Origin of the sequence: Qipengyuania mesophila (assembly GCF_019711655.1) — a bacterium.
GTDB classification, from domain to species: domain Bacteria; phylum Pseudomonadota; class Alphaproteobacteria; order Sphingomonadales; family Sphingomonadaceae; genus Qipengyuania; species Qipengyuania mesophila.
Map to the genome: position 1 here is coordinate 1,747,269 of NZ_JAIGNU010000001.1, position 22,464 is coordinate 1,769,732.

Annotated in this window: 24 protein-coding genes and 1 tRNA gene; 13 read left to right on the plus strand and 12 right to left on the minus strand. The window is 66.2% G+C overall.

Annotated features, from left to right (window positions below; translation table 11 throughout):
- Positions 1-90: 90 nt before the first annotated feature.
- Together glpD and mtnP are read right to left on the minus strand one after the other, a co-directional pair.
- Positions 91-1,578 (minus strand): glycerol-3-phosphate dehydrogenase, encoded by a 1,488-nt coding sequence (glpD, locus tag K3181_RS08780; protein ID WP_221602612.1) that lies wholly within the window; start codon positions 1,576-1,578, stop codon positions 91-93.
- Positions 1,575-2,447 carry an S-methyl-5'-thioadenosine phosphorylase gene (gene mtnP, locus K3181_RS08785; RefSeq protein WP_221602613.1) on the minus strand — a complete coding sequence of 291 codons (873 nt, stop codon included), beginning with the start codon at positions 2,445-2,447 and terminating at the stop codon, positions 1,575-1,577. Before mtnP ends, glpD begins: the two co-directional genes overlap by 4 nt.
- 214 nt (positions 2,448-2,661) lie before the next feature.
- Here mtnP and K3181_RS08790 point away from each other — a divergent pair, with 214 nt between their 5' ends.
- Together K3181_RS08790 and K3181_RS08795 are read left to right on the plus strand one after the other, a co-directional pair.
- Complete coding sequence (locus tag K3181_RS08790) at positions 2,662-5,442, plus strand: phosphoenolpyruvate carboxylase (protein ID WP_221602614.1); 2,781 nt, start codon at positions 2,662-2,664, stop codon at positions 5,440-5,442.
- Positions 5,443-5,503: 61 nt separating this feature from the next.
- Positions 5,504-6,853 carry a patatin-like phospholipase family protein gene (locus K3181_RS08795; RefSeq protein WP_221602615.1) on the plus strand — a complete coding sequence of 450 codons (1,350 nt, stop codon included), beginning with the start codon at positions 5,504-5,506 and terminating at the stop codon, positions 6,851-6,853.
- A gap of 21 nt (positions 6,854-6,874) precedes the next feature.
- Here the strand turns inward: K3181_RS08795 and K3181_RS08800 are convergent, their stop codons facing one another.
- The 3 genes from K3181_RS08800 to K3181_RS08810 all read right to left on the minus strand — a co-directional run bounded on the left by K3181_RS08800 (position 6,875) and on the right by K3181_RS08810 (position 9,244).
- The gene (locus K3181_RS08800; RefSeq protein ID WP_221602616.1) at positions 6,875-8,047 is read right to left on the minus strand and encodes a GGDEF domain-containing protein; all 1,173 of its coding nucleotides are present in this window, start codon (positions 8,045-8,047) and stop codon (positions 6,875-6,877) included.
- Between the two features lie 164 nt (positions 8,048-8,211).
- A tRNA-Leu gene (locus K3181_RS08805) sits at positions 8,212-8,298 on the minus strand.
- A gap of 112 nt (positions 8,299-8,410) precedes the next feature.
- Positions 8,411-9,244, minus strand: coding sequence for a zinc-ribbon domain-containing protein (locus K3181_RS08810; protein WP_221602617.1), 834 nt, complete (start codon positions 9,242-9,244; stop codon positions 8,411-8,413).
- Between the two features lie 155 nt (positions 9,245-9,399).
- Here K3181_RS08810 and ftsE point away from each other — a divergent pair, with 155 nt between their 5' ends.
- The 6 genes from ftsE (at position 9,400) to K3181_RS08840 (ending at position 13,688) form a co-directional block, all read left to right on the plus strand.
- Positions 9,400-10,125, plus strand: coding sequence for a cell division ATP-binding protein FtsE (gene ftsE / locus K3181_RS08815; protein ID WP_221602618.1), 726 nt, complete (start codon positions 9,400-9,402; stop codon positions 10,123-10,125).
- Positions 10,122-11,054 (plus strand): cell division protein FtsX, encoded by a 933-nt coding sequence (locus tag K3181_RS08820; RefSeq protein WP_221602619.1) that lies wholly within the window; start codon positions 10,122-10,124, stop codon positions 11,052-11,054. The genes ftsE and K3181_RS08820 overlap by 4 nt, the downstream gene beginning before the upstream one ends.
- Entirely contained in the window at positions 11,051-11,581 is a 531-nt protein-coding gene (locus tag K3181_RS08825; RefSeq protein ID WP_221602620.1) for a YdcF family protein, read from the plus strand. Before K3181_RS08820 ends, K3181_RS08825 begins: the two co-directional genes overlap by 4 nt.
- Complete coding sequence (locus K3181_RS08830; protein WP_345725467.1) at positions 11,578-12,270, plus strand: lysophospholipid acyltransferase family protein; 693 nt, start codon at positions 11,578-11,580, stop codon at positions 12,268-12,270. Before K3181_RS08825 ends, K3181_RS08830 begins: the two co-directional genes overlap by 4 nt.
- 282 nt (positions 12,271-12,552) lie before the next feature.
- On the plus strand, positions 12,553-13,110 hold the full coding sequence (locus tag K3181_RS08835) for a hypothetical protein (protein WP_221602621.1): 558 nt from the start codon (positions 12,553-12,555) through the stop codon (positions 13,108-13,110).
- Between the two features lie 113 nt (positions 13,111-13,223).
- Positions 13,224-13,688 (plus strand): hypothetical protein, encoded by a 465-nt coding sequence (locus tag K3181_RS08840; RefSeq protein ID WP_221602622.1) that lies wholly within the window; start codon positions 13,224-13,226, stop codon positions 13,686-13,688.
- An 812-nt stretch (positions 13,689-14,500) separates the two neighbouring features.
- Here K3181_RS08840 and K3181_RS08845 read toward each other — a convergent pair.
- Both K3181_RS08845 and hisC read right to left on the minus strand, forming a co-directional pair.
- Entirely contained in the window at positions 14,501-15,406 is a 906-nt protein-coding gene (locus tag K3181_RS08845; protein ID WP_221602623.1) for a prephenate/arogenate dehydrogenase family protein, read from the minus strand.
- Positions 15,403-16,500 carry a histidinol-phosphate transaminase gene (gene hisC, locus K3181_RS08850; RefSeq protein WP_221602624.1) on the minus strand — a complete coding sequence of 366 codons (1,098 nt, stop codon included), beginning with the start codon at positions 16,498-16,500 and terminating at the stop codon, positions 15,403-15,405. Before hisC ends, K3181_RS08845 begins: the two co-directional genes overlap by 4 nt.
- 112 nt (positions 16,501-16,612) lie before the next feature.
- On the opposite strand from hisC, the gene metX reads away from it, so the two are divergent.
- Positions 16,613-17,701, plus strand: coding sequence for a homoserine O-acetyltransferase MetX (gene metX / locus K3181_RS08855; RefSeq protein ID WP_221602625.1), 1,089 nt, complete (start codon positions 16,613-16,615; stop codon positions 17,699-17,701).
- A complete protein-coding gene (gene metW, locus K3181_RS08860; protein WP_221602626.1) occupies positions 17,698-18,279 on the plus strand; it encodes a methionine biosynthesis protein MetW in 582 nt (193 codons plus the stop codon). The genes metX and metW overlap by 4 nt, the downstream gene beginning before the upstream one ends.
- Here metW and K3181_RS08865 read toward each other — a convergent pair.
- From K3181_RS08865 to K3181_RS08875, 3 genes are read right to left on the minus strand one after another with little or no spacing between them, the layout of a single operon-like run.
- The gene (locus K3181_RS08865; RefSeq protein ID WP_221602893.1) at positions 18,276-18,788 is read right to left on the minus strand and encodes a prolyl-tRNA synthetase associated domain-containing protein; all 513 of its coding nucleotides are present in this window, start codon (positions 18,786-18,788) and stop codon (positions 18,276-18,278) included. The genes metW and K3181_RS08865 overlap by 4 nt on opposite strands.
- On the minus strand, positions 18,776-19,153 hold the full coding sequence (locus K3181_RS08870; protein WP_221602627.1) for a VOC family protein: 378 nt from the start codon (positions 19,151-19,153) through the stop codon (positions 18,776-18,778). Before K3181_RS08870 ends, K3181_RS08865 begins: the two co-directional genes overlap by 13 nt.
- 10 nt (positions 19,154-19,163) lie before the next feature.
- Positions 19,164-19,535: a VOC family protein gene (locus tag K3181_RS08875; protein ID WP_221602628.1), complete on the minus strand. Its 372-nt coding sequence runs from the start codon at positions 19,533-19,535 to the stop codon at positions 19,164-19,166.
- Positions 19,536-19,652: 117 nt separating this feature from the next.
- Between K3181_RS08875 and K3181_RS08880 the strand changes: the two genes are divergently transcribed.
- The 3 genes from K3181_RS08880 to K3181_RS08890 all read left to right on the plus strand — a co-directional run bounded on the left by K3181_RS08880 (position 19,653) and on the right by K3181_RS08890 (position 21,258).
- Complete coding sequence (locus tag K3181_RS08880; RefSeq protein ID WP_221602629.1) at positions 19,653-20,009, plus strand: hypothetical protein; 357 nt, start codon at positions 19,653-19,655, stop codon at positions 20,007-20,009.
- Positions 20,010-20,081: 72 nt separating this feature from the next.
- Positions 20,082-20,510, plus strand: a complete 429-nt coding sequence (locus tag K3181_RS08885; protein ID WP_221602630.1) for a hypothetical protein — start codon at positions 20,082-20,084, stop codon at positions 20,508-20,510.
- A 76-nt stretch (positions 20,511-20,586) separates the two neighbouring features.
- Positions 20,587-21,258 (plus strand): glutathione S-transferase family protein, encoded by a 672-nt coding sequence (locus K3181_RS08890; protein WP_221602631.1) that lies wholly within the window; start codon positions 20,587-20,589, stop codon positions 21,256-21,258.
- 16 nt (positions 21,259-21,274) lie between these two features.
- Here the strand turns inward: K3181_RS08890 and K3181_RS08895 are convergent, their stop codons facing one another.
- Both K3181_RS08895 and mutM read right to left on the minus strand, forming a co-directional pair.
- Entirely contained in the window at positions 21,275-21,616 is a 342-nt protein-coding gene (locus K3181_RS08895; RefSeq protein WP_221602632.1) for a hypothetical protein, read from the minus strand.
- Positions 21,617-21,628: 12 nt separating this feature from the next.
- Positions 21,629-22,444 (minus strand): bifunctional DNA-formamidopyrimidine glycosylase/DNA-(apurinic or apyrimidinic site) lyase, encoded by an 816-nt coding sequence (mutM, locus tag K3181_RS08900; RefSeq protein WP_221602633.1) that lies wholly within the window; start codon positions 22,442-22,444, stop codon positions 21,629-21,631.
- Positions 22,445-22,464: the final 20 nt, after the last annotated feature.

Genomic DNA, 22,464 nt, shown 5'->3' on the forward strand with positions numbered 1-22,464 from the left:
TCCGGTAGGCAGGAAGGGATTCGCAGGCCCATTGGACCCGGGCGTCTCCCCTTTCAAGCTTTGTGACAGGCGCTTGTTCCGTAACGTCTTCTAGAGACGTGCGGCGAACCAGTCGGACACTGCCTGATGCGACTCGGCTGCGAGATGCAGTCCGAGCTTGCTACGCCGCCACAGCACGTCCTCAGCGGTGTGCGCATATTCGTGCGCCACCAGATAGTTTAGCTCCGCCTCGTAGAGCGTACCGCCCAAATCCTCGCCCAATTCGGAGAGGCTCGTCGCCTCGCCCAGGAGATCGACAATGCGCGTACCATAGGCCCGGGCGAGGCGCTGGAGCATTTCGGGGGGGATCCACGGCCAGCGCTCGTGGGCCTGCCACAGGAAGCCCGCGAAATCGCCCTCGAGGTCGCCACCGGGAAGCGGGGCGCTTGCGGTCCAGGGCCTGCCGGGAACGGCCATCGCCTTGCCCAGTCGCTCGAGCGCGTGCTCGGCCAGCCGGCGATAGGTGGTCAGCTTGCCGCCGTAGACCGACAGGATCGGCGCGCCGCCATCGGCCTCCAGCTCGAAGACATAGTCGCGCGTGACGGTCGAGTTGCTTTTCGCATTGTCTTCGTAGAGCGGGCGCACGCCCGAATAGGTGGAGACGATCTCGTCCTCGGTCACCGCGCTCGCGAAATAGCGTGAGGCGGCGTCGCACAGATAGGCGGTCTCACCGGGCGTGATCGCGACGTGGTCGAGATCGCCTTCGTAGCGAAGATCGGTCGTGCCGATCAGCGTGTAGTCGCGCTCGTAGGGAATGGCGAAGACGATGCGCCCGTCGGGTTGCTGGAAGATATAGGCATGCTCGCCCGGATAGGCGCGGCGCACGATGATGTGGCTGCCCTTGACCAGCCGGAGATGCGCGGGCGTTCCCACGCCCAGAGCGACGCGCGCCACACGGTCGACGAAGGGCCCGGCGGCATTGACGACGGCGCGTGCGGCCACCTGCTCTTCGCCGCCCTCGCTACGCAGCGTGGCGCGCCAGTGATCCTGGTGGCGTTTCAGCGCCGTGCATTCGCAGCGCGTGCGGATGGTGGCGCCGCGATGCTCCGCGTCCATGGCGCTCAGGACAACGAGCCGCGCGTCCTCGACCCAGCAGTCCGAATATTCGAAGCCGTGGGTGAAGCGATCCAGTAGGATCGAGCGGTGCGGCGCCTTGCGTAGGTCGATGGCCGTCGAGCCGGGCAGACTGCGCCTCCGACCCCCCAGCCGGTCGTAAAGCATCAATCCGATCTTCAGCATCCATCGAGGCCGCATGCTTGGTTCGTGCGGCAGGACGAAGCGCAACGGGCGGATGATATGCGGCGCCGCGGCGAGCAGCACCTCACGTTCGTGCAGGCTCTCGGCGACCAGCCGGAAATCGTATTGCTCGAGATAGCGCAGTCCGCCGTGGATCAGCTTGGTGCTGGCCGAGGAAGTGTGCGAGGCGAGGTCGTCCTTTTCGACCAGCAGCACCTTCATGCCGCGGCCCGCGGCATCGCGGGCGATCCCCGCGCCATTGATGCCGCCACCGACGACGAGCAGATCGTATTCGCCGCTCATCCCTGGCGGAACAGCCGGCCGGCGACGGCATCGAGCTTCGCCAGCACCGCCTTGTCGTGCTTGTCGGGGGCGGTGATCACCGCATCGTCGAGCGCCCGGTCGATCGGCGATGGCGTGCGTTTTTCGGGCAGGTTCCGGCAGAAGACCTCCACTGCCTTGCGCGCGAGCGATGAATTCGCGTTCATCTGCTCGACGATTTGCGCGACATCGACCGCCTCCCCATCCTCGCGCCAGCAATCGTAGTCGGTGACCATGGCGAGCAGGGCATAGGGAAGCTCGGCCTCGCGGGCGAGCTTGGCCTCGGGCATGCCGGTCATGCCGATGACCTCGGCGCCCCAGTGGCGATAGAGCCGGCTCTCCGCGCGCGAGGAGAACTGCGGCCCTTCCATCGCGAGATAGGTCGCGCCTTCGGCACATTCACCGCCGGCCTTGACGACTGCCTTCGCCGCATGTTTCGCGAGGCGCTCGCACACCGGGTCGGCCATCGAGACATGCGCGACGAAGCCATCGCCGAAGAAGCTCGAGGGGCGTCCCCTGGTGTTGTCGATGAATTGGTCGACCGTGACGAAGCGGCCCGGCGGCAGGTCCTCGGAGAGCGAGCCCACCGCGCTGATCGCGAGAATGTCGGTGCAGCCCGCGCGCTTCAAGGCGTCGATATTGGCGCGCGCATTGAGCGTCGAAGGGGCGATGCGGTGCCCGCGCCCGTGGCGGGGCAGGAAGCGCACGCGGACATGGCCGATGGTGCCGCAGAGGATTTCGTCCGACGGTTCACCCCAGGGCGATTGCACCGGGATCCACTGCGCATCCTCCAGCGCATCGATGGCGTAGAGACCCGATCCTCCGATGATGCCGATGGTCCATTCGCTCATGTAGTGTCTTTCGCAAGCCCGGGCAGTTGATGTGACGACGAGGGGTGACCGCTGGGGCTGCGCCTGTCCACCCCCCGAGTGCAGGAAGCCCGCAGCCGATCTGCGCCGAAGCGACATCCGCATGCGTATTCACGCACACCCGCACCGCCGTCGCCTTGACAGTTCGACCCATTTGCCGCGGAACCGACACCTTGGCGGGGCATAGGGTAGAGTGATGACAGAGACGAAAATCGAACCGACGCTGGCGAGCCTGAGCGAACGGCTCCGCGTGCTCCACCGCCAGACCCGCGAAACCCCTCTGTTCAATCCCGTCTTCCAGCTTTCGCTCGATATTTCGCGCAAGCTCGAGAGCGGCGAACTCGACATTGCCGCGCTGGCAGGGCTGGTCGACGAACTCGAAGCGCAATCGCTCGACGCCCGCGCATCGCGCTTGCGCAATCTGCTCCGTCCCGACGCGGCCGAAGAGCGGCTGTCGGAACTCGCCGCGGCGGGCGAGGACTTCGAGGCTTTTCGCGCCTTCTGGGAGCAGCCGCACATGCATGCGGTGTTCACCGCTCATCCCACTTTCTTGCTGTCACCGCAGCAGAGCGCGGTGGTGGCCGAGGAAATCGCCAGCGGGCGTAAGGCCGCGACGCAGGAGCCGGGCGAAAAACCTGAGATCACGCTACGCTACGAACACGAATGCGCCATGGAGGCGCTCGTCAATGCGCAGGACGCGCGCGACCGGATCGTAGCCAGCGTCCTGCGCCGCGCCCGCGAAGCCTTCCCCGATCGTTGGACCGAACTCAAGCCACTGCCTTTCCGCTTCGCCAGCTGGGTCGGCTATGACATGGATGGTCGAACCGACATCACCTGGTACACTTCGATCGCCTTCCGCCTCGCCGAGAAGGCGCAGCGACTGGCGCGCTATGCCGCCTCGCTCGAGGCGATCGATCCCGCGCATCCCATGCTCGCGACACTGCGCGGCGCCCAGCAGCGCGCGCAGGCCAGCGCGGAGGAATTCGCCGGAGACCTGTCGGACCCATCCGATCTCTCGGCCGCCGCCAACCGATTGACCGCCGACCATCCCGACAAGCTGCTGTCGCTCGCCCCGCTGGTCGACCAGCTTGAAGAGGAGGCTGCCGGGAGCGATGCGGAGCGCGCAGTTGCCCTGCGCACGCTCGCCGCGGCGATGCGCGCCGACGGGCTCGGCATGGGCTGGATCCACTTCCGCGTGAACGCCAAGCAATTGCACAATGCGATCCGTGCTAGGCTCGGCGATGCGGCGGATATCGATCTTTCCAGCCGCGGCGCGATCGCCGCGCTGCGCGAACTGCTTGCCGAGGTCGAGCCGCAGAGCGCCAATTTCGCCAGCCTCGCGGTCGAGAGCTCGACCGCGGTGCGCCAGTTCCTCGTGATGGACCAGATCCTCAAGCACGTGGACGCTGACGCACCGATTCGCATGCTGGTGGCCGAATGCGAACAGCCCGCGACAGTCCTCGCCGCGCTCTATTTCGCGCGTGCCTTCGGGATCGCCGGCAAGGTCGACGTCTCGCCGTTGTTCGAGACCGAAACCGCGCTCGAGCATGGCGGGCGTTTCCTCGACCTGCTGCTCGCCGAGCCCGACTACCAAGCCTACGCCAAGGAACGCGGGCGCATCGCCATCCAGACAGGCTTTTCCGACGCGGGGCGCTTCGTCGGGCAGATTCCCGCCAGCCTCGCGATCGAACGCCTCCAGGGCCGCCTCGCCGAAGCCATGGCCGCGAACGGGCTGAACGACGTCTCGGCGCTGATCTTCAACACGCATGGCGAGGGCATGGGGCGCGGCGCGCATCCCTCGAGTTTCGAGGACCGGATCGAATGGGCGCTCAGCGCCTGGGCGCAGCGACGCTTCGCCCGTGCCGGCATCACGCTCGAACCCGAGGCGAGCTTCCAGGGCGGCGACGGCTACCTGCTCTTCGCCACGCCCGAGATCGCGCTCGCCACGCTGACGCAGATCGTCGCGCACAGCCCTGCGCATACCGACCCCGACGTCCCGACCGATCCCTTCTATCGCCGCACCGATATCAGCCTCGATTTCTACCGTGCGATCAAGGATCACCAGCGCGACCATCTCGAAAGCCGGACCTACAGCCGTGCAATCACCGCCTTCGGCCTCGGCCTGCTCAACGAAACCGGCAGCCGCAAGTCGCGCCGCCAGAGCGATCTCTCCGCCGATCGCGAGATGAGCCTGCGGCAGATCCGCGCGATCCCGCACAATGCCATCCTCCAGCAGCTGGGCTATCCGGTGAACATCATCGCCGGCGTGGGCAGCGCGGCGGAAAGCCAGATCGAGGAAGTCGGCGCGCTGCTCGCCGAGAGCCCGCGCGGGCGCCAGATCATGCGGCTGGTGCGCGCCTCGAACGCGCTCGCCAGCATCAAGACCGTCGCCGCCTTCGGCGAATTGTTCAATTCGGCCTATTGGGCGAGCCGGCCCTATCGTGGCACCGAGCAGCATCTCGCGGAAGCCTGCGAAGCGCTCGCCGAATATCTTATCAAGGACGATCGGAACGGCGTCTTCCGCCGACTCGCTTCGCGGCTGCGCGTCGATGCGCTCAAGCTCCACCGCCTGTTCGACCTCGTCCCCGACGACGACCCGCATCCCCAGCGCGAGAACACGCGCCGCGCGATCGGCGTGCTCCAGGCGGTGCGCCTCGCGCTGCTGCAGCACATGTTCCTCAAGGTGGTCTCGGTCCCCGCCTTCAGCCGCGCCAACGACATCAGCCGGACCGACGTGCTCGAAATGGTCTTCACCCTGCGCGTGGACGAGGCGCTGGCGCAATTGCGCCGCGCCTTCCCCACCAGCTTCCCGCGCAAGGAGGACTTCACGCTCGACGAGCCGGGCGAATACCCGGTGGGCGTGGGCGAGGGCTATGCCGCCATCCGGGCGAACTACATCGACCCGATCGAACAGGCCCATGCGCTGTGCCTGCGCATCTCCACTGCCATCGCCAACGAGTTCGGCGCACACGGCTGATTGAAATTCCAGCCTTTTGCGCGCAGGGTCCTGCCCGGTTCGACCGGGGGAGGACGAGTCGATGGAAAATTTCCTGTGGGGCGTCGCGGCCGGAATCCTGGGCGTGGTGGCGCTGGTCTTCTTTGCATTCACGGTGTTCAGGCGCGGCGCGCTGACGTTTCAGATCGACGGGTTCTACACGCATGTCGTCGATGGCGATGTCGGGCCCTTCATCCGCGACGTGCAGGCCGATGTGCCCGATGCCGAGGTCTGCCGGCTCGACGATCGCATGTCGTGTTCGATCCGCGAGGCGGTGCAGAGCTGCGGCGATGCCGGCCGGCCTGACTGCAACGTGTTGCTGCTCTCGGGCGGCGGTCAGTGGGGGGCCTACGGCGCCGGGCTGTTCGATACGCTGAGCCGCCACAGTGCCGATGAGCTCGCGCTGCCCGGCATCGGCGTCATCACCGGAATTTCGACCGGTTCGCTGCAGGCGCTGATGCTGATGGTCGCGCTCGATCCGAAGCAGGCGCCCGCCATGCGCCGCTTCGCGCTCGATAGGCTGGTGTGGGGCTATTCGCCCGAACGCGAGAGCGAGGTGGTCCATAATACCGGTCTGATCAGCGTGCCGCTGTTCGGTTCGGCCGCGGGCACCGCCCCGCTGCGCCGGCGGGTGATCGAAGCGCTCATGCCCGGGGGCGACGAGAGCCTGATCGAGGCGATCGGGCAGTCGAGCATCGACGGCTTCGTCGGCTTCGTCGAGGCCGAGCGCGGCGTGTTCCGCTATGCCGAGGTCAAGGAACTGGTGAACACGGCGCCGAGCGCCGTCGCTGCGGCCGAGGCGCTGGCTGCGGCCACCATGGCCTCTTCCGCCATGCCCGTCTTCCACCAGCAGCTGCGCGTTGCGGGCAGCGACGGCAAGGCGCTGTCGCTCTACGATGGCGGCGTCCGCCGGTCGGTCTTCTTCGACCGCGCGATGGCGGCGGTCGACCAGGAAGTGCGCGAGATGATGACGAAGGCGCACAGGGGCGAACATGCGCTGGCGAGCATGGAGCAGGCGAGCTTCGCGCAGGAATACGAGGACAAGGCACCCACGGTCTATGTCGTGCGCAACGGGCCCACCGCGCGCAAGAAGGACGACCGGCTCAACACCAGCTCGGGCCCGCTCAAGAATGGCCAGCGCGGCTACGACCTGCTCGTCAACGAAAGCGAAATCGGCGCGATCGCCGGCCTACGGCTCAACAATCCCTATGGCCGGATCCTGCTGACCAGCGCCGATCGCTACGACACTTTCCCCAGCGACGTGGGCGAGAACTTCAAGAAGGACGAGATGTTCAAGCCGGCCTTCATGGCGCGGCTGCGCGATCTCGGACGGCACAAGGCCGAACGGCCCGAGGGCCCGTGGTGGCCGCTCAGCCCGATCGAACGGAGTTAGGAGACCGCCGGGCGGGGAAACTCATGCACGCCGGGCGGCCGTTGGCCCTGCCTCGCTATAGCGCCTGCATGTCCGCTTGCCGGCATCCTTGGCGTCGTAGAGCGCCCTGTCGGCACGGATGCGAAGCTCATGGGCGGTCAACGCGTCTTCCGGCAGGCAGGCAAACCCGGCGCTGGCTCCGACCCGGACCGTGACATCGGGTGCTATCACGAACGCCTCGTTGCAAATCGCCTCGACCAAGGCTTCACCGAATTTGCGTACGTGATCGACGTCGCAATCGCGAACCACGACCATGAACTCGTCGCCGCCCATGCGCGCGACGATGCCCTTCTCCCCGGCTGCGAGCGTGATCCGTCGCGCGACTTCCACCAGAACGGTGTCGCCCGCTCCGTGACCGTATTCGTCGTTGATGCCCTTGAAGCCGTCGAGATCGAGCGAGATGATCGCCATCGTCTGTCCGGGGCTGGCGACGAGGCGGCTCAGGCGCTCATCCATACCCTGCCGATTGTATATGCCCGTCAGACTGTCGTGGAGCGCCAGCTGCAGGTTTTCTTCCTCGGCCAGCAGGCTCTTCAGGAGCGTCTCGTGGAAGGTGTTGATGATCTGGCGCGCGCCGAACACAAACGGCGGCGTGAGCAGGACGATCACGGAGAGCCAGGGTTGGTCCGAAACGACGGCGCCAGCCACGAAGGGGATATCAAGAAGCAGCAGCAGAAGCGTCGCAAAGGCCGGGGCTGCGTAGTTTCGCGAACACACCGGTCCGAGAAGTGCCATGACGGTTGTTGCGGAAAGGACCTGGAGCACCGGGTCGCTACCGCTCATGATGGTGAAAGCCAGGGCGCCCTGCAGGCCGCACCAAAGGACCGAGAGCAGGGCGGACCAGCTTACATCGATAGTTGCGGCCTTACCCTCGATCGCCCGGCGTCGGCGCCACTCGAGGAGGCGAGCCACCGCCAACGCGATTTCGAGGACCGTGAATGTGGTGAAGACCGCGGACGGTGAGCGAATATTCGCGGTCGTCAGGATGATCAGCGAACACAGCGAGCCCATCAGGGCCGCGGTCGGCGAGTTCAGCAGCTGCGCGTAGAGGCGGCTTCGGATGTCGTCGCCAATTGCCAGACCGCTTCGAAACAGGCGACCGGCACCGACCCGCTCCGCCATCGAGATCGTATAAGTCGTGGTGTTGCGTTCCATCCGCCGACTATCGGTCGATAGGGTTAAGAGATGGTGGTGCGCGAGATCAGTGATTCCCTGAGAAGATCGAGGGATTTCGCAGGTTTCCGGTGAGCTGAACCAGGTGAAGGGGCAGGGGCTATCCGGCTCTTGGCCCAGGCCTCGGAATTGCTATTTCAGGGGATTGGTGCGGTCGAGAAGACTCGAACTTCCACGGCCTTGCGGCCACAACGACCTCAACGTTGCGCGTCTACCAGTTCCGCCACGACCGCACACAGTCTGCACCGGGAGCGAATCCGCGAAGGGCGGCTCCCGTCGGTAGGAGCGCGCCACTAGCAGCGAGGCTTCGCCCCCGCAAGCATCTTTATTGCGCGAATGGGAAAGCTAGCGCGGGGCCCAGCCGATATCGGCGAAGACCGCCGATTTGGGCACGTCGGTGACCGCTTCGTTGATGGTCAGTTCCTCGCCCGGCGCGAGGCTCGACTGCGGCGGCTGGACCACCCAGCTGTAGACCTGCCGCTCGCGCTGGTCGCGCAGCACGATCAGGATCGAGGGGATCGGGCGCGATTCGCGCGCGGTGTTCTTGACGACGATGCGCGCGCCGAAGAATTCGGTGCCGTTGGGCAGCGTGCGCCGTTCCTGCTGCTCGACCGGGAAGCGCAGCTCGAGGTCGGGCTGCGCCGCGCCGAACAGCGGGCGCGAAACGGGAACCCAGTCGGGCAGGCCGACATAATTGACCGCCACCACGGTGGTGAGCGCGACGGCCGCGAAGATCGCTGCCGCCCAGGTCCACAGTTTCGTCAGGTTCCGGCGCGGGCGGAAGGGCGGCGCATGGTCGAAGCGCGAGGGCCCGACTTCTTCTTCCGGCTCGGGGGGGGGCGGAAGATCGTCCTGCACCTCGCCATAGGGTGGTGCGGTCTCGTCGAAATCCGGTCCCTCATGCGCCGTGTCCGCCGGTGCCGTATCGTCATAGGTGAAGCCCGGCTTGGCCTGCGGCGCCGGTCGCTCAGGGGCGGGCGGCGGCGGGGGGGGCGGAGCTGGTGGAGGGGGTGCGGGAGCAACTGGGACCTCTTCGAGCGCGGCGAGCCGCTCCGCATCTGGCCCGTCCTGGAACCAGCTGTGCTTGCATTTCGCGCAGCGCACGGTGCGCCCTTCGATTCCGATGGCGCTGTCGGGCACGACATAGCGCGTGGAACAGGCAGGGCAGGCAATGATCATGGTGACCCAAGGCCTTAGGCCGCGCTGCGAATCACGACAAGCGACAGCCCTGTTCGCAAACCCCGAGAGCGGCTTTTTTCCACATGCAAGCGCGGTTATAGGCTGTTCGCGACGATGACTGGCGCCTCTTTCCTCTTGATCCAGCCGGTCGGGCGATGAGCGCGCCCGAGGAAGAGATCGTCCGGTTCGACAATGTCGGGCTGCGCTACGGCACCGAACGCGAGGTGCTGTCGAACATTTCCTTCACGCTGTTCCCCGGCCGGTTCTACTTCCTCACCGGTGCCAGCGGCGCGGGCAAGACCTCGCTGCTCAAGCTGCTCTATCTCGCCCAGCGGCCCTCGCGCGGGGCGATCCGCATGTTCGGTACCGACGTCATCACCCAGCCGCGCGAGAGGCTGCCCGCCTATCGCCGGCGCATGGGGGTCGTGTTCCAGGACTTCCGGCTGGTCGACCACCTTTCGGCCTTCGACAATGTCGCGCTGCCGCTGCGCGTGTCGGGCGTGCGCGAGGCGGACCTGCTGGGACCGGTATCGGACATGCTCGAATGGGTCGGCCTGGCCCACCGTGCCGACGCGCGCCCGGCGACGCTGTCGGGCGGCGAGCAGCAGCGCGTCGCGATCGCCCGCGCGGTGATCGGGCGGCCCGACATGCTGGTGGCCGACGAGCCGACGGGCAACGTCGATCCGGACATGGCGCTCAAGCTCATTCGCCTGTTCGAGGCGCTCAACCGCCTCGGCACCACCGTGGTGGTGGCGACGCACGACGTCCACCTGCTGCGCAAGGTGCCCGATTCGCTGATCATGCGGCTCGACAAGGGGCTGCTGTCCGATCCCACGGGCGCGCTGCGCTATCCGCCGCGCCGGGTGGGGGCGGGCGAATGAAGAAGCCCCCGGTGCTCAGCCGCGCCGCGGCACGCGGCCCCGCTCCGCTACGCGGCAAGCGGGCGGCGCACCTGCTGCCGCGGGCTCGCCTCGGCGGACCGATGCCCTGGGTGATCGCGATCATGGTCGCGCTGACCGTGCTGGCCGCTGGTGGTGGGCTGGCGCTCGACAATCTCGCCGATCGCGCGCGCGGCGAGCTTGCCGGCAGCGCGACTGTACAGATCCTCGCCGCCGATCCGGCGAACCGCGCCCAGCAGGCCGAGGCGGCGGCCGATCTGCTGGTGCAGGACCCTGCCGTGGCGGGGCTTGCACTGGTGCCGCAGGATACGGTGGAGGAACTGCTCGAGCCCTGGCTCGGGACCGACAATCCCGAGGATGCTGTGCCGATCCCGACGCTGATCGACCTGCGCCTGCGTGGCGGTGCCGACCAGGCGACGCTCGAACGGCTGCGCAGCCTGCTCGCCGACCGCGCGCCCGATGCGCGGATCGATGCGCAGGGCAAGTGGCTCGCCCCGGTGCTTGCTGCGCTGTCGGCGCTGGGATGGATGGCGCTGGGGCTGATCGCGCTGCTCGCCTTCACCGGCGCCGCGGCGGTATGGCTGGCCGCGCGCAATGCGCTCGGCAGCAATCGCGACACGATCGAGATCGTCCATTTGCTCGGCGGCAGCGACCACCAGATCGCGCAGATCTTCCAGCGCTCGATCCTCTTCGATGCGCTGCTCGGCGGCGTGTTCGGCCTCGCCTTCGGCATGGTCGCGGTGTGGCTGATGGGGGCGCAGTTCTCAGCGCTCGATTCGGGCCTTGTGTCGGGTGGCGGGCTCGAAACCACCGACTGGCTGGTCTTGGCCCTTGTCCCCGCGGGGGCGGTTGCTCTAGCGGTCCTCACGGCGCGGTTCACCGTCCTCGCGTCGCTCAGGAAAATGCTGTGATCCTCCGCTTCTTCGCCGCCGTCGTGCTGATCTATGCGCTGGGCTTCCTCGGCTTCGCCGTGGCGCTGCCCAAGCCCGCCACCGACGAGAAGACCGATGCGGTGATCGTGCTGACCGGCGGACCCGGGCGGATCGCGCGCGGGCTCGACGTGGTCGGGCAGGGGTTGGCCAAGGAAATGTTCGTCTCCGGCGTCGATCCCGAGGTCAAGCCGGCCGAATTCGCCGCCGAGTTCGACGTCTCGCGGCGGACGATGGAATGCTGCGTCAAGCTCGGCTACCTCGCGGTCGACACGCGCAGCAATGCCGGCGAGGCCGCGCAATGGCTCAAGGAGAATGATTTCACCACGGTGCGGCTGGTGACGACCGACTGGCACATGGCGCGCGCCGCGTCCGAATTCAGCGAGACGCTGCCGCCCGAGGTCGAGGTGATCAAGGACGCGGTTCCCTCGCATCCCGACCTCGCGACGCTCTATCTCGAATACAACAAGCTGCTCGCGGCGGCGGTTTCGCAGGGCCTGCCGCGGTGAGGGGGCTGGTGCGCCTGCTGCGGAACATCGCCTTCTATCTGGCCTTCTATATCGGCAGCCTGCTGATCACCTCCGCCTCGCTGATCGCGCTGCCCTTCAGCGTCACGGCATTCCGCGCGCGGGTGCGCAACTGGTCGCAATGGCAGCGCTGGTGCCTGACGCACCTGCTCGGCTGCGAGATCGTCCACGAGGGCGCGCCGCTGGCCGAGCCGGTGCTCTACGCGATCAAGCACGAGAGCTTCTTCGAGGCGATCGATGCGCCCGCCTTGTTCGACTGCCCGAGCGTCTTCGCCAAGCAGGAGCTGTTCAGCATCCCGCTGTGGGGCCGCGCGGCGGCGGCCTTCGGGCTGGTCCCGGTCGAGCGCGACGCGGGGGCGAAGGCGCTGATGCGGATGATCCGCTCGGCCAAGGCGCTGGTGGCCGACGGGCGCCCGCTGGTGATCTTTCCCGAGGGCACGCGTGTCCCGCATGGCGAGAAACGCGAACTGCAATCGGGTTTCGCCGGGCTCTACAAGATGCTCGGCCTGCCAGTGGTCCCGGTCGCGGTGAACAGCGGCCCGGTCTATCACCGCCGGCTCAAGCAGCCGGGGCGAATCACCTACAAGTTCGGCGAGCCGATCCCGCCGGGCCTGCCGCGAGACGAGGTCGAGGAGCGGGTGCGAGAAGCGATCAACGCGCTGAACGCGTGAGTTGCGTTGCGCGCAAGTTGACCAAGTACATTCCGGTCGCACTGTCTGGACGAACTCCATAGAGACGCGCTCAAACGCGAAAGCCCCGCACGGGCGGCGGGGCTTCGGACAGGGTGGATCGACGGGTCAAAGAACGCCTCGAGCCTAGGCCCGTGTCGTGCCTGTAGGAAAGGGGGAATCGCTGCTTGAGGGATAGTCTCCATCCCCGGGGATCGACCTGCAAAGCCGCCATTCCGTTAACGACCCGATTGCGGACGTTCGTGAAACCGTTAGTCTAACGCGATGTCGCGCCAATTTTTTCTCACGATTGCATTGATATTTGTGAGTGCCTGTTCCGACGCTGGAGCAGAGCACGGCGTTTCGCGAGATCACGAGAAAATTGTCCGCGCCGTTCTGATCGCACAGCCCGATGTAGCGACGCAGCACCGCGAGTTCGTTGCTGAGTATCCCGACGAAGCCAGCTGGCTGGATAGGTTTCTTGATTTTCGGCTTTGCGTTGCTCGTGAGACCGCAGGCACCGACGATGATTTTGAACGCACCGAATGGGAAGCGGGCGATCCGCCACCTGATTTCGCGATCTACAGCGATCGTTGGGAGGAGTCGCCCTCGCGCCAAAACATCCCTGGCGACGTGCTACCCGAACATCTTCGTTGGGACGCAGCTCTATCCTTTTGCCCAAGTGGCGTGCTGCGCATTGGCAATCCCATCATTCAGGGCGACAGATCCGTCGTCTACGTTGAAAACTCATCCAGCATCCATGGCTGGGCGGGGGAAATCGAGTTGATCAGAGACGGTGACGAATGGATCGTCCAAGAAGAACGGAATTGGTGGCAGACATAGTCACATCATATGTCCGCTAACCACCCAGTTCGTGACTTGGCTACCGCCTGCTGAGCGGCACAGCAGCTAACGACCCGATTGCGGACGCAGGCACATCGGTTCAAAACCCCATTATGAAGTTGGGCCCGACTCTTTGTCTCCTACTTGTTCCATTTGCGGCAAGTTGTGTGGGTGAGGATGTGGACGGCGGCGAGCAATGCACAGTCGAAGCGATAGGGAAGGAAACCGGCACCGGTAGTCTTGAAGCAACTCTCCAAGTCCCAAAGAGCTACATGTCGGGAGCCGAAATCTCCGATGGGGGAATCAGCGTTCAGCACAATGGATGCGATTTTCCGCTCAACGCATTCTTCTCAAAGGAAACAGCAGAGCGCGTCATTGAAGAAACGCCGTCAAAGACCCTCAGCCATCACGAGGGGTTTTTCCGCGTCGTCGATGCCTCCTTGTCCATCTGGAAGTTTTCAGATGGTTCGGGAGAGACGCGGTTTTTTGTGACCGGAGTTCATGAGATACGCCCTATTTTGAAGGCGAGAACAGCTCATGAGAAGAGATATTATGATGAGCCCGGTGACGGCAGCTAACCACCCAGTTCGTGACTTGGCTACCGCCTGCTGAGCGGCCCAGCAGCAGACTGGCAGCTAACGACCCGGTTGCGGACATCGCGCAATCGCGACTAGGTGTTCGAATGATGGTGGAAGAGATTTACGGCCCGATCATTAGTTTAGTGGGTACAGCCTTTTTTGGGTGGCTGTTGGTGAATGGGTTTCGCACTGGTACGATGGTGTTTCCCCCCGCACCCACTGTCGAGTTAAGAGGGCGCAGAACAGACCAGCCAGTGCGATTTTGGCTTGTTGCAATCTGGTTGGGCTTTTGGGCCATTGGGTGTGCCTTTGCCACAATCGGACAGCTCTTTTTCCCAAATGGGATCTAGAACACCCCGGCGGTCAACGCGCGCTTTCCACCCAGTTTGTGACAGTTTCACCACGCCAGCGATGCGCCAGGAGCGGATGGGCGGATGACGATCCGATTGCGGACTTTGGCATTGAGAGACTAGATATTGCTCGTGGCTAATGTCGTTTACCTTTCGCCTGGAGCAGTGATGCCGGACGTTGGCGATGAGGGCCGGTGGCTCTTCATCGAAGCTGACGATGGCAGATTCTTCGGCACCGGAGGTTCTTGGAAGCAGTCAGGAGAGTGGGTCGGTTACGGATCGCATTCCCAAAGCGATGTATCGCTAGACACGGCCTTGGCAGCAGCACAAGAGTGGGCGGCGAAATACGATGTGCCGACCATCTGGGTTCAAAGTAGGCCGTAGGTCCGCATTCCACCCTACTTCAAGACAAATGCGGGCCGTCACTTCGTGCCCAGAAGCGGCCCTTCGCCAGCCCGCCCCTCAGTGATCCTTGCGCCCGAAGTCGGGGCGCGCGTCGTCCTGGCCTTCCTCGATGATCGAGCGGCGGATGGTGCGGGTGCGCTCGAACAGATCGTAGAGTGTGTCGCCGTCGCCGTTGCGGATGGCGCGCTGGAGCAGGCTGAGGTCTTCGGTGAAACGGCCCAGCACCTCGAGCACCGCGTCGCGATTGGTCAGGAAGACGTCGCGCCACATGGTCGGATTGCTCGCCGCGATGCGGGTGAAATCGCGGAAACCGCCGGCCGAATACTTGATCACCTCGCCGCGGGTCACGTCCTCGAGGTCGGAGGCGGTGCCGACGATGGTATAGGCGATGAGGTGCGGGATGTGGCTGGTCACCGCGAGCACGACATCGTGGTGGTCGGCATCCATGATCTCGACCTTGGCGCCGATCCCCTCCCAGAAGGCGGAGAGCGTGTCGACCGCCGCCTGCGGCGCGTCCGCGCCGGGCGTGACGATGCACCAGCGATGGCGGAAGAGCTCGGCAAAGCCCGCATCGGGCCCGCTCTTCTCGGTCCCGGCGACGGGGTGCGCGGGGATCACAACGGCTTCGGGCAGCGCGGCGGTCAGCGCCTCGCCGACGCTGCGCTTGGACGAGCCGACGTCGCTGACCACCGTGCCGGGCCGCAGATGCGGGGCGATCGCCTCGGCGGCATAGCCCATCGCGCCGACGGGGACGCAAAGGATGACGAGGTCGGCCTCGCCCACCGCCTCGGCAATCGTCTCGCAGACCGTGCCGACGAGGCCGCGCTCGGCGGCGCGGCGGCGCACATCGGCATCGGCATCCCAGCCCGTGGTCGCGACATCGGGGAGCATGTCCTGCACCGCCAGCCCGATCGATCCCCCGATCAGGCCGAGGCCGACGATGGCGACGCGCTCGATGCTCACCCGGCTTCCCCGCAGAGCGCGCGCAGCACGGCGGCGATTTCGTCCATCTGCTTGGCGGTGCCGATGGTGATGCGCAGCCCATGCGGCAGGCCCTGCCCGGGCAGGTGGCGCACGGCATAGCCGGCCTCGCCGATCGCGGCGAGCGCGGTCTCGGCGCTCACCGCGCCTTCGAACAGCACCAGCACGAAATTGGCCCTGCTCGGCACGGCGCGCAGGCCGTAATTGCCGAGCGCCTCGATCGCCTCGGCGAAGCGACCCCGCTCGATCCGGTTGGCTTCGCGCGACCGCGCGAGGAAGGCATGGTCGGCGAGCGCGGCATGCGCCGCGCGCTGCCCGCTCGCAGTGACGTTGAAGGGGCCGCGAATGCGGTTGAGCACATCGACCAGATGCGGCGCTCCGGTCGCCCAGCCGATCCGCTCTCCTGCCAGCCCGTAGATCTTGGAAAAGGTGCGGGTGACCAGCACGTTGTCGTGACGCGCCGCAAGATCGAGCCCGCCGTCATCCTCGCCCGGCTCGAGATATTCGGCATAGGCCTGGTCGACCACCAGCAGCACATCGCCCGGCAGTCCGGCGTGCAGTCGCGCCACTTCCTCGCGCGGGAGGTAGGTTCCGGTGGGATTGTTCGGATTGGCGAGGAAGACCACGCGCGTCCGCTCGGTCACGGCGGCGAGCAGCGCGTCGACATCGGTCGCATAGTCGCTGTCGGGCGCCTCCACGGGGGTAGCGCCGCAGCGCCGCGCTGCGATATCGTAGACCGCGAAGCTGAAGCGGCTGAACAGCACTTCGTCGCCCGGCCCGGCGAAGCCCTGCGCGGCGAGGTTGAGCAATTCGTCCGATCCCGTCCCGCAGACGATCCGCGCGGGGTCGATCGCGTGCTGCTGGCCAAGCGCGGCGCGCAGCGCGGCGGCGTCGGGATCGGGATAGGCGGCGGGAGCGTGGTCGGTCGCCAGCGCGGCCAGCGCCGCGTCGCTGCAGCCCAGCGGGTTCTCGTTGGCCGAGAGCTTGACCAGCGCGCGGCCGTCCGTCCCGGTCGACTTGCCGGGGACATAGGCGTGGATGCCCTCGATCCAGGGCTTCATCCTCGGGCGGGTCATCGTGTCTTTCGCTGCCATCTCAGCTTCGTCGCATGAAAGAAATACGGCCCTTCGACAAGCCACCGGCGAGCGGATAGAGACAGGGTTTGATTGTTTCCCGCCAAGGTCCGATTTGAACGCACACTCGCAAACGCTGGCCCTGACCGCTCCGCTGCCGCTCGACGGCGGCGGCGAGCTGGCGCGCGTCGAAGTGGCCTACGAGACCTACGGCGCGCTGAAGGCCGATCGCTCGAACGCGATCCTGCTGTGCCATGCGCTGACCGGCGACCAGTATGTCGCCTCGCCCCACCCGATCACCGGCAAGCCGGGCTGGTGGGAGCGGATGGTGGGGCCGGGCAAGCCGATCGATACCGACCGCTTCCATGTCATCTGCGCCAATGTCATCGGCAGCTGCATGGGTTCGACCGGCCCGGCGAGCGAGGCCCCCGACGGCCGGCCGCATGCCATGCGCTTCCCGGTGATCACCATCCGCGACATGGTGCGCGCGCATGTCGGCCTGCTCGATGCGCTGGGGATCGAGCGGCTGCATGCGGTGGTCGGCGGATCGATGGGCGGGATGCAGGCCTTGAGCCTCGCGGCGAACTGGCCCGAGCGGGCGGAGCGCGTGCTGGTGATCGCCTCGACCAGCCGCCACTCGGCGCAGAACATCGCCTTCCACGAGCTCGGAAGGCAGGCGATCATGGCCGATCCGCGCTGGAACGGCGGCGATTACTACGGCGGCGAGGCACCCGACAACGGGCTCGCCGTGGCGCGCATGGCGGCACATATCACCTATCTCTCCGAAGAGGCGCTGACTGAGAAGTTCGGGCGCAATCTGCAGGATCGTGACGCCAAGACCTTCGGCTTCGATGCCGATTTCCAGGTCGAGAGCTATCTGCGCTACCAGGGCAGCGGCTTCACCCGCCGCTTCGATGCCAACAGCTATCTCTATATCACCCGCGCGATGGACTATTTCGACCTCGCCGAGGAGCATGGCGGGCGGCTGGCCGATGCCTTCACGGGGACACAGGCGCGCTTCTGCCTCGTCAGTTTCGATTCCGACTGGCTCTATCCCACGAGCGAAAGCCGCCACGTGGTCCATGCGCTCAATGCGGCAGGCGCGGCGGTGAGCTTCGTCGAACTCTCGGCCCCGCACGGCCACGACAGCTTCCTGCTCGACGTGCCCGCGCTCGATCGCGTGATCGGGGGCTTCCTCGGATGAGCTTGCGACCCGATCTCGCCGTGATCGCGCGCCAGATTGTGCCCGACAGCCGCGTGCTCGATATCGGCTGCGGCGACGGCGCGCTGATGCTCGCGCTGCGCGATAGCGGCTGCGACGTGCGCGGGATCGAGATCGATCCGGAAAGCGTCGAGCGCTGCGTCAGCCAGGGGCTCTCGGTGGTCCAGGGCGATGCCGACCGCGACCTCGCCGACTATCCCGACAAGGGTTTCGACTATGCCGTGCTCAGCCAGACGCTGCAGACCGCCGCGCGGCCCGACCGCATGCTCGACGAGCTGCTCCGCGTCGGCACCCGCGCCTTCGTCAGCTTCCCCAATTTCGCGCATTGGCGCACGCGCGCAGCGCTGCTGCTGCAAGGACGCATGCCGGTGACGCGCAGCATCCCGGTGAGCTGGTACGAGACGCAGAACATCCACCATGTGACGGTGAAGGACTTCCGCGAACTGGCGCGCGAAAAGGGCGCGCGGATCGAGCGCGAATGGTTCTTCGCGGGCGACCGGCCGGTGGCGGGCGCGGCCAACTGGCGCGCCGAATTCGCGGTGTTCGAACTCTCGCGCTAATCCGCTTTCGTCGGAATCTCTGCCACCACCGGTTCATGGCCCCAATGGCGCAGCAGCCGCAGCACGTCGGCGCCCGTCAGCCCCAGCGTGCCGGTGTTGCGCAAGGGGTGGACATTGATCCGCTCAGCCTGCGCCAGCCCTGCATCGAGCACGACGGTCACGCTGCCCGGCTCGGCATTGATCATCGCCAGCGGGGTGACCGATCCTGGGGAAATGCCGAGCAGGCGCTCCATGTCCTCCGCCTTGCCGAAGCTCACGCGCTTGCAGCCGATGGCCTCGGGCAGGGCCTTGAGGTCGACGCGCGCCGCGGCCGGAACGGTGACCAGCCAGAAGGCGCCGCCCGCATCCTTGAGGAACAGGTTCTTGGTATGCGCGCCGGGAATGTCGGCGTCGACCAGCCGCGATTCCTCGACAGTGAAAACCGCACTATGCTCGTGCGCCTCGAACGGGATTGCCAGCGCCGCGAGGTCGGCGCGAAGGCCTTCCTCACCCCGCTTCACAGCCAGCATACCGCGCACAGCTTGTGGCCGTCCGGATCGCGCAGATAGGCAAGGTATATCTCGCCGAACGGGCTGGAGCGAGGGCCGGGCGGATCCTCTGCCGATACGCCGCCATGCTCGCATCCGGCAGCATGCCAGGCCTCGACCATCGCGGCGGTCGGGACCTTGAAACCAATCGTGTTGCCGTTGGCGACCGTCGGCGGTTCGCCGTTGATCGGCTTGCCCACGACCAGCACGCCACCCTCGTGGCGGTAGACCAGCCGTCCCTTGGGATCGTCCTGTGCCGTAGGACCGCCGATCGCGGCGAAGAGCGCATCGTAGAACCGGCGCGAGCGTTCGATGTCGCTCGCGCCGATGGTCAGGTGGTTGAACACCGCGTCGCGCTCAGCCCATGCGGTGGAGCGCGCAGAGCTTGTTGCCGTCGGGATCGCGCAGATAGGCGAGATACATGCCCGAACCCGGACGCTCCCCCGGCGGGTCTTCGATCGCCGTGCCGCCCGCCGCAACGCCCGCGGCATGCCAGGCATCGGCCTGCTCGGGGGTCATGGCGAAGCCGATCGTGCAGCCGTTGCCCGCGGTCGCCTCCTTGCCGTCGATCGGCTTGGTGACGAGGAAGGCGCCGCCATTGTGGAGGTACATCAGCCGGCCCTTGTCGTCGACGATCGCTTCCTTGCCGCCGATCGCCTTGAAGGTCGCGTCGTAAAATGTCTTCGAGCGCTCGATGTCGTTCGAGCCGACCATCATGTGACTGTACATCGGATTCTCTCTCCTTTGGGTTTCGATTCGCCACCTTAAGCGCGCCAAGTGGGCTGGCAAGCGGCGATTGGCTGCTTGTCGCTTGCGGTTCAGCTTGGCGCGCCTAGAAGCGGCGCCATGCTGACCTTCCTCGCTCCGCTCGCCCTCACGCTCGCTCAGGCCGCCAGCGCGCCCGCGCTGCCCGCGCTCACCCTCGAACAAGCGAGCGCGCTGCGTTGCTCGGTCGCCTTCGGGCTCGTCCACAAGGGGCAGAATGCGGGCGACGCGGCGATGGCCGGATATCCGGTCATGGCCCAGCGCGGGCAGGAGTTCTTCGTCCGCACCGCGGCCAAGCTGATGGACGAACTCGGCGCAGATCGCGACACGATCATGGCGCTGGTCCAGCACGAAAGCGGCGAACTGTCCTCGTCTCCCGAGCGGCTCGACGAGGTCATGCCGCCCTGTCTGATGATGCTCGACGCCTCGGGGCTGTGACCGCGTTCAGGATCGGGTCAGTGCTTCAGCGCTAGACAGTCGACCGATTCGAAATCCGACTGGGGGTCGTCCATGCGTTCAATCGTCCTGCCCGCCGCGCTTGCGGCTTTTGCCGTTCCGGTGCCAGCCCTGGCGCAGGATGCGCCACAAGCTGCGCCGGCCCCGCTCGCCGAGCTGGCCGACCAGATGCGCGATCCCGCGCGCCAGCGCGAAATGGCGCTGATGCTCCAGGCGATGACCGAAGTCCTGCTCGACATGCCGATTGCCCCGCTGGCGCAGGCCGCCGCCGACATGGCGGGCGAGAAGGCGGACGAGATCGACCCCGACACCACGCTGCGGAGCATCGCGCCCGAAGCGGGCCGGGTGAGCGACGAGGTCGCGCGCACTGTCCCGCGCGCGATGCAGGCCGCCGGAGCGATGGCCGAGGGAATGGCGACGATGACCCCGATGCTGCGCCAAATGGCCAGGCGCATGCGAGACGCCATGCCTGCGCGCGACTGATCCACGGCTAAATTCGCCTCCGCCCCCCGCGGCCCGGTGGACGCGCGCCCCGGGCTTGTGGCAAGGCGGTCCATCCATGTGGCAGCTCTACCAATTCCCCCTGTGCCCCTTCAGCCGCAAGCTGCGTCTGCTGATGGGCGAGAAGAACATCGCCTATGAACTCGTGCGCGAGAACCCGTGGGAGGGGCGCGACGAATTCTGGCACCTCAACCCGGCGGGGCGCACGCCGGTGCTGCACGATGCGGCGCGCAATGCGGCGCTGTCCGACAGCCAGGCGATCTGCGAGTATCTGGAAGAAACGGTCGAGCGCAATCCGATGATCAACGGCTCGGCGCTCCAGCGCGCGGAGATCCGCCGGCTGGTCGCGCTGTTCGACGAGAATTTCCACGCCGACGTCACCGGCCCGCTGCTGCATGAGCGGATGAAGAAGCGCCTCGTGCTGCGCCAGCCGCCCGATTCGCGCATGCTGCGCGAGGCGATGAAGAACGCGCATGCGCATCTCGACTACATCGACTGGCTGGTCGACACGCGCCAGTGGATCGCGGGGCCGACGCTCAGCCTCGCCGACCTCGCCTGCGCGGCGCAGCTTTCGGTGGCCGACTATCTCGGCGGAATCGACTGGAAGGGCCACGACCAGACGCGCCACTGGTATTCGGTGATGAAGAGCCGTCCGAGCTTCCGCCCGCTCCTGAGCGAGAAGATGGAAGGCCTGCCCCCGCCACCGCATTACGCGCTGGTGGATGCGTGAGGCTTGAGGATGCCAGTCAGCGGGACTGCCAGTATTCCTTGAAGTCGGGGTGCTTGCTGAAAAGTTCGTCGAACGAAGGTTCGTAGATTCCTATGAGGTTCACCTCTCGCTCTTCAATTTCAGCAAAATCCTGAATCGCAATAGCTTCGCTCTTAAGCGTCCTTCCGTTCGACATCTCAATTCGCAGATTGTCAGAGCGGTCACCGACATAATCTCCGTTTACAACATTAGCGTGGCGGTCAGCGATGTAGTGGTCGGTCGGCTTGAAATTGGCGGTCGCCACGCACATTCCGGGATCGATTCCGAAAACTGTTGCTTCGCCGATTAGCAAATCCTTTTCGAATATTTTGAGTTTCACAGTTTCAGACCCTCACCGCTGACAAACCGGGCAGAACCACGTGCTCCGCCCGCCCTGCACGATGCGCCGGATCGTGCCGCCGTCCTCGTGGTGGCAGGGCTCGCCCTCGCGGCCGTAAACGTGGAAGCGGGTGGCGAAATAGCCGAGTTCGCCGTCGGGCTGGGCGAAATCGCGCAGGGTCGAGCCGCCGTCGCGGATCGAGCGCTCGAGCACGTCCCTGATCGCGGGAACGAGGCGGCGGAGCTGCGGCATGGTCACCTTGCCGCCGGGTTTTCGCGGCGCAATTCCGGCGTGCCACAACGCCTCGCAGACGTAGATATTGCCGAGCCCCGCCACGATCCGCTGGTCCAATAGCAGCAGCTTGATCGCCTGCTTGCGGCCCCTCGTGGCCTCGCGCAGGTGCTCCGCGGTCAGCGCCTCGCCCAGCGGCTCGGGGCCGAGCGCGGCGAAGGGCGGCCACAGGTCGAGTTCGGGCGCGAGCAGGAGGTCGACCGAGCCGAACCGGCGCGGGTCGTTGAGCGCGAAGACATGGTCCGCGGTCGCCAGCACGAGGTGGTCGTGCCTGTCCTCGGCCTCCGGATCGATCCGCCAGCGCCCGCTCATGCCGAGATGGAACACCATCGCATGATCGCGGTCGGTGTGGAGGATGCCGTATTTCGCCCGGCGCGAGAGGCCGGAGATCGTCGCTCCCGTAAGCGCCTGGACGAGGTCGGGCGGGAAGGGGCGGCGCATGTCGGGCCGGTTGACCCGCACCGACACGATCCGCTCGCCTTCGAGAAACCGGGCGAGGCCACGCACGGTTGTCTCGACTTCGGGAAGCTCTGGCATGAAAACCCCTGTAACAGCCT

Bases quoted from the DNA above. Each gene is read 5' to 3' on its own strand.
- K3181_RS08880 (WP_221602629.1), top strand. From the start codon at position 19,653: ATGCTGACCTTCCTCGCTCCGCTCGCCCTCACGCTCGCTCAGGCCGCC.
- K3181_RS08840 (WP_221602622.1), top strand. From the start codon at position 13,224: ATGAAGTTGGGCCCGACTCTTTGTCTCCTACTTGTTCCATTTGCGGCA.
- K3181_RS08795 (WP_221602615.1), top strand. From the start codon at position 5,504: ATGGAAAATTTCCTGTGGGGCGTCGCGGCCGGAATCCTGGGCGTGGTG.
- K3181_RS08875 (WP_221602628.1), bottom strand. From the start codon at position 19,535: ATGTACAGTCACATGATGGTCGGCTCGAACGACATCGAGCGCTCGAAG.
- K3181_RS08810 (WP_221602617.1), bottom strand. From the start codon at position 9,244: ATGATCATTGCCTGCCCTGCCTGTTCCACGCGCTATGTCGTGCCCGAC.
- K3181_RS08800 (WP_221602616.1), bottom strand. From the start codon at position 8,047: ATGGAACGCAACACCACGACTTATACGATCTCGATGGCGGAGCGGGTC.
- ftsE (WP_221602618.1), top strand. From the start codon at position 9,400: ATGAGCGCGCCCGAGGAAGAGATCGTCCGGTTCGACAATGTCGGGCTG.
- hisC (WP_221602624.1), bottom strand. From the start codon at position 16,500: ATGACCCGCCCGAGGATGAAGCCCTGGATCGAGGGCATCCACGCCTAT.
- K3181_RS08790 (WP_221602614.1), top strand. From the start codon at position 2,662: ATGACAGAGACGAAAATCGAACCGACGCTGGCGAGCCTGAGCGAACGG.
- K3181_RS08890 (WP_221602631.1), top strand. From the start codon at position 20,587: ATGTGGCAGCTCTACCAATTCCCCCTGTGCCCCTTCAGCCGCAAGCTG.
- K3181_RS08885 (WP_221602630.1), top strand. From the start codon at position 20,082: ATGCGTTCAATCGTCCTGCCCGCCGCGCTTGCGGCTTTTGCCGTTCCG.
- K3181_RS08835 (WP_221602621.1), top strand. From the start codon at position 12,553: ATGTCGCGCCAATTTTTTCTCACGATTGCATTGATATTTGTGAGTGCC.
- K3181_RS08865 (WP_221602893.1), bottom strand. From the start codon at position 18,788: ATGCTGGCTGTGAAGCGGGGTGAGGAAGGCCTTCGCGCCGACCTCGCG.
- mtnP (WP_221602613.1), bottom strand. From the start codon at position 2,447: ATGAGCGAATGGACCATCGGCATCATCGGAGGATCGGGTCTCTACGCC.
- metW (WP_221602626.1), top strand. From the start codon at position 17,698: ATGAGCTTGCGACCCGATCTCGCCGTGATCGCGCGCCAGATTGTGCCC.
- K3181_RS08820 (WP_221602619.1), top strand. From the start codon at position 10,122: ATGAAGAAGCCCCCGGTGCTCAGCCGCGCCGCGGCACGCGGCCCCGCT.
- mutM (WP_221602633.1), bottom strand. From the start codon at position 22,444: ATGCCAGAGCTTCCCGAAGTCGAGACAACCGTGCGTGGCCTCGCCCGG.
- glpD (WP_221602612.1), bottom strand. From the start codon at position 1,578: ATGAGCGGCGAATACGATCTGCTCGTCGTCGGTGGCGGCATCAATGGC.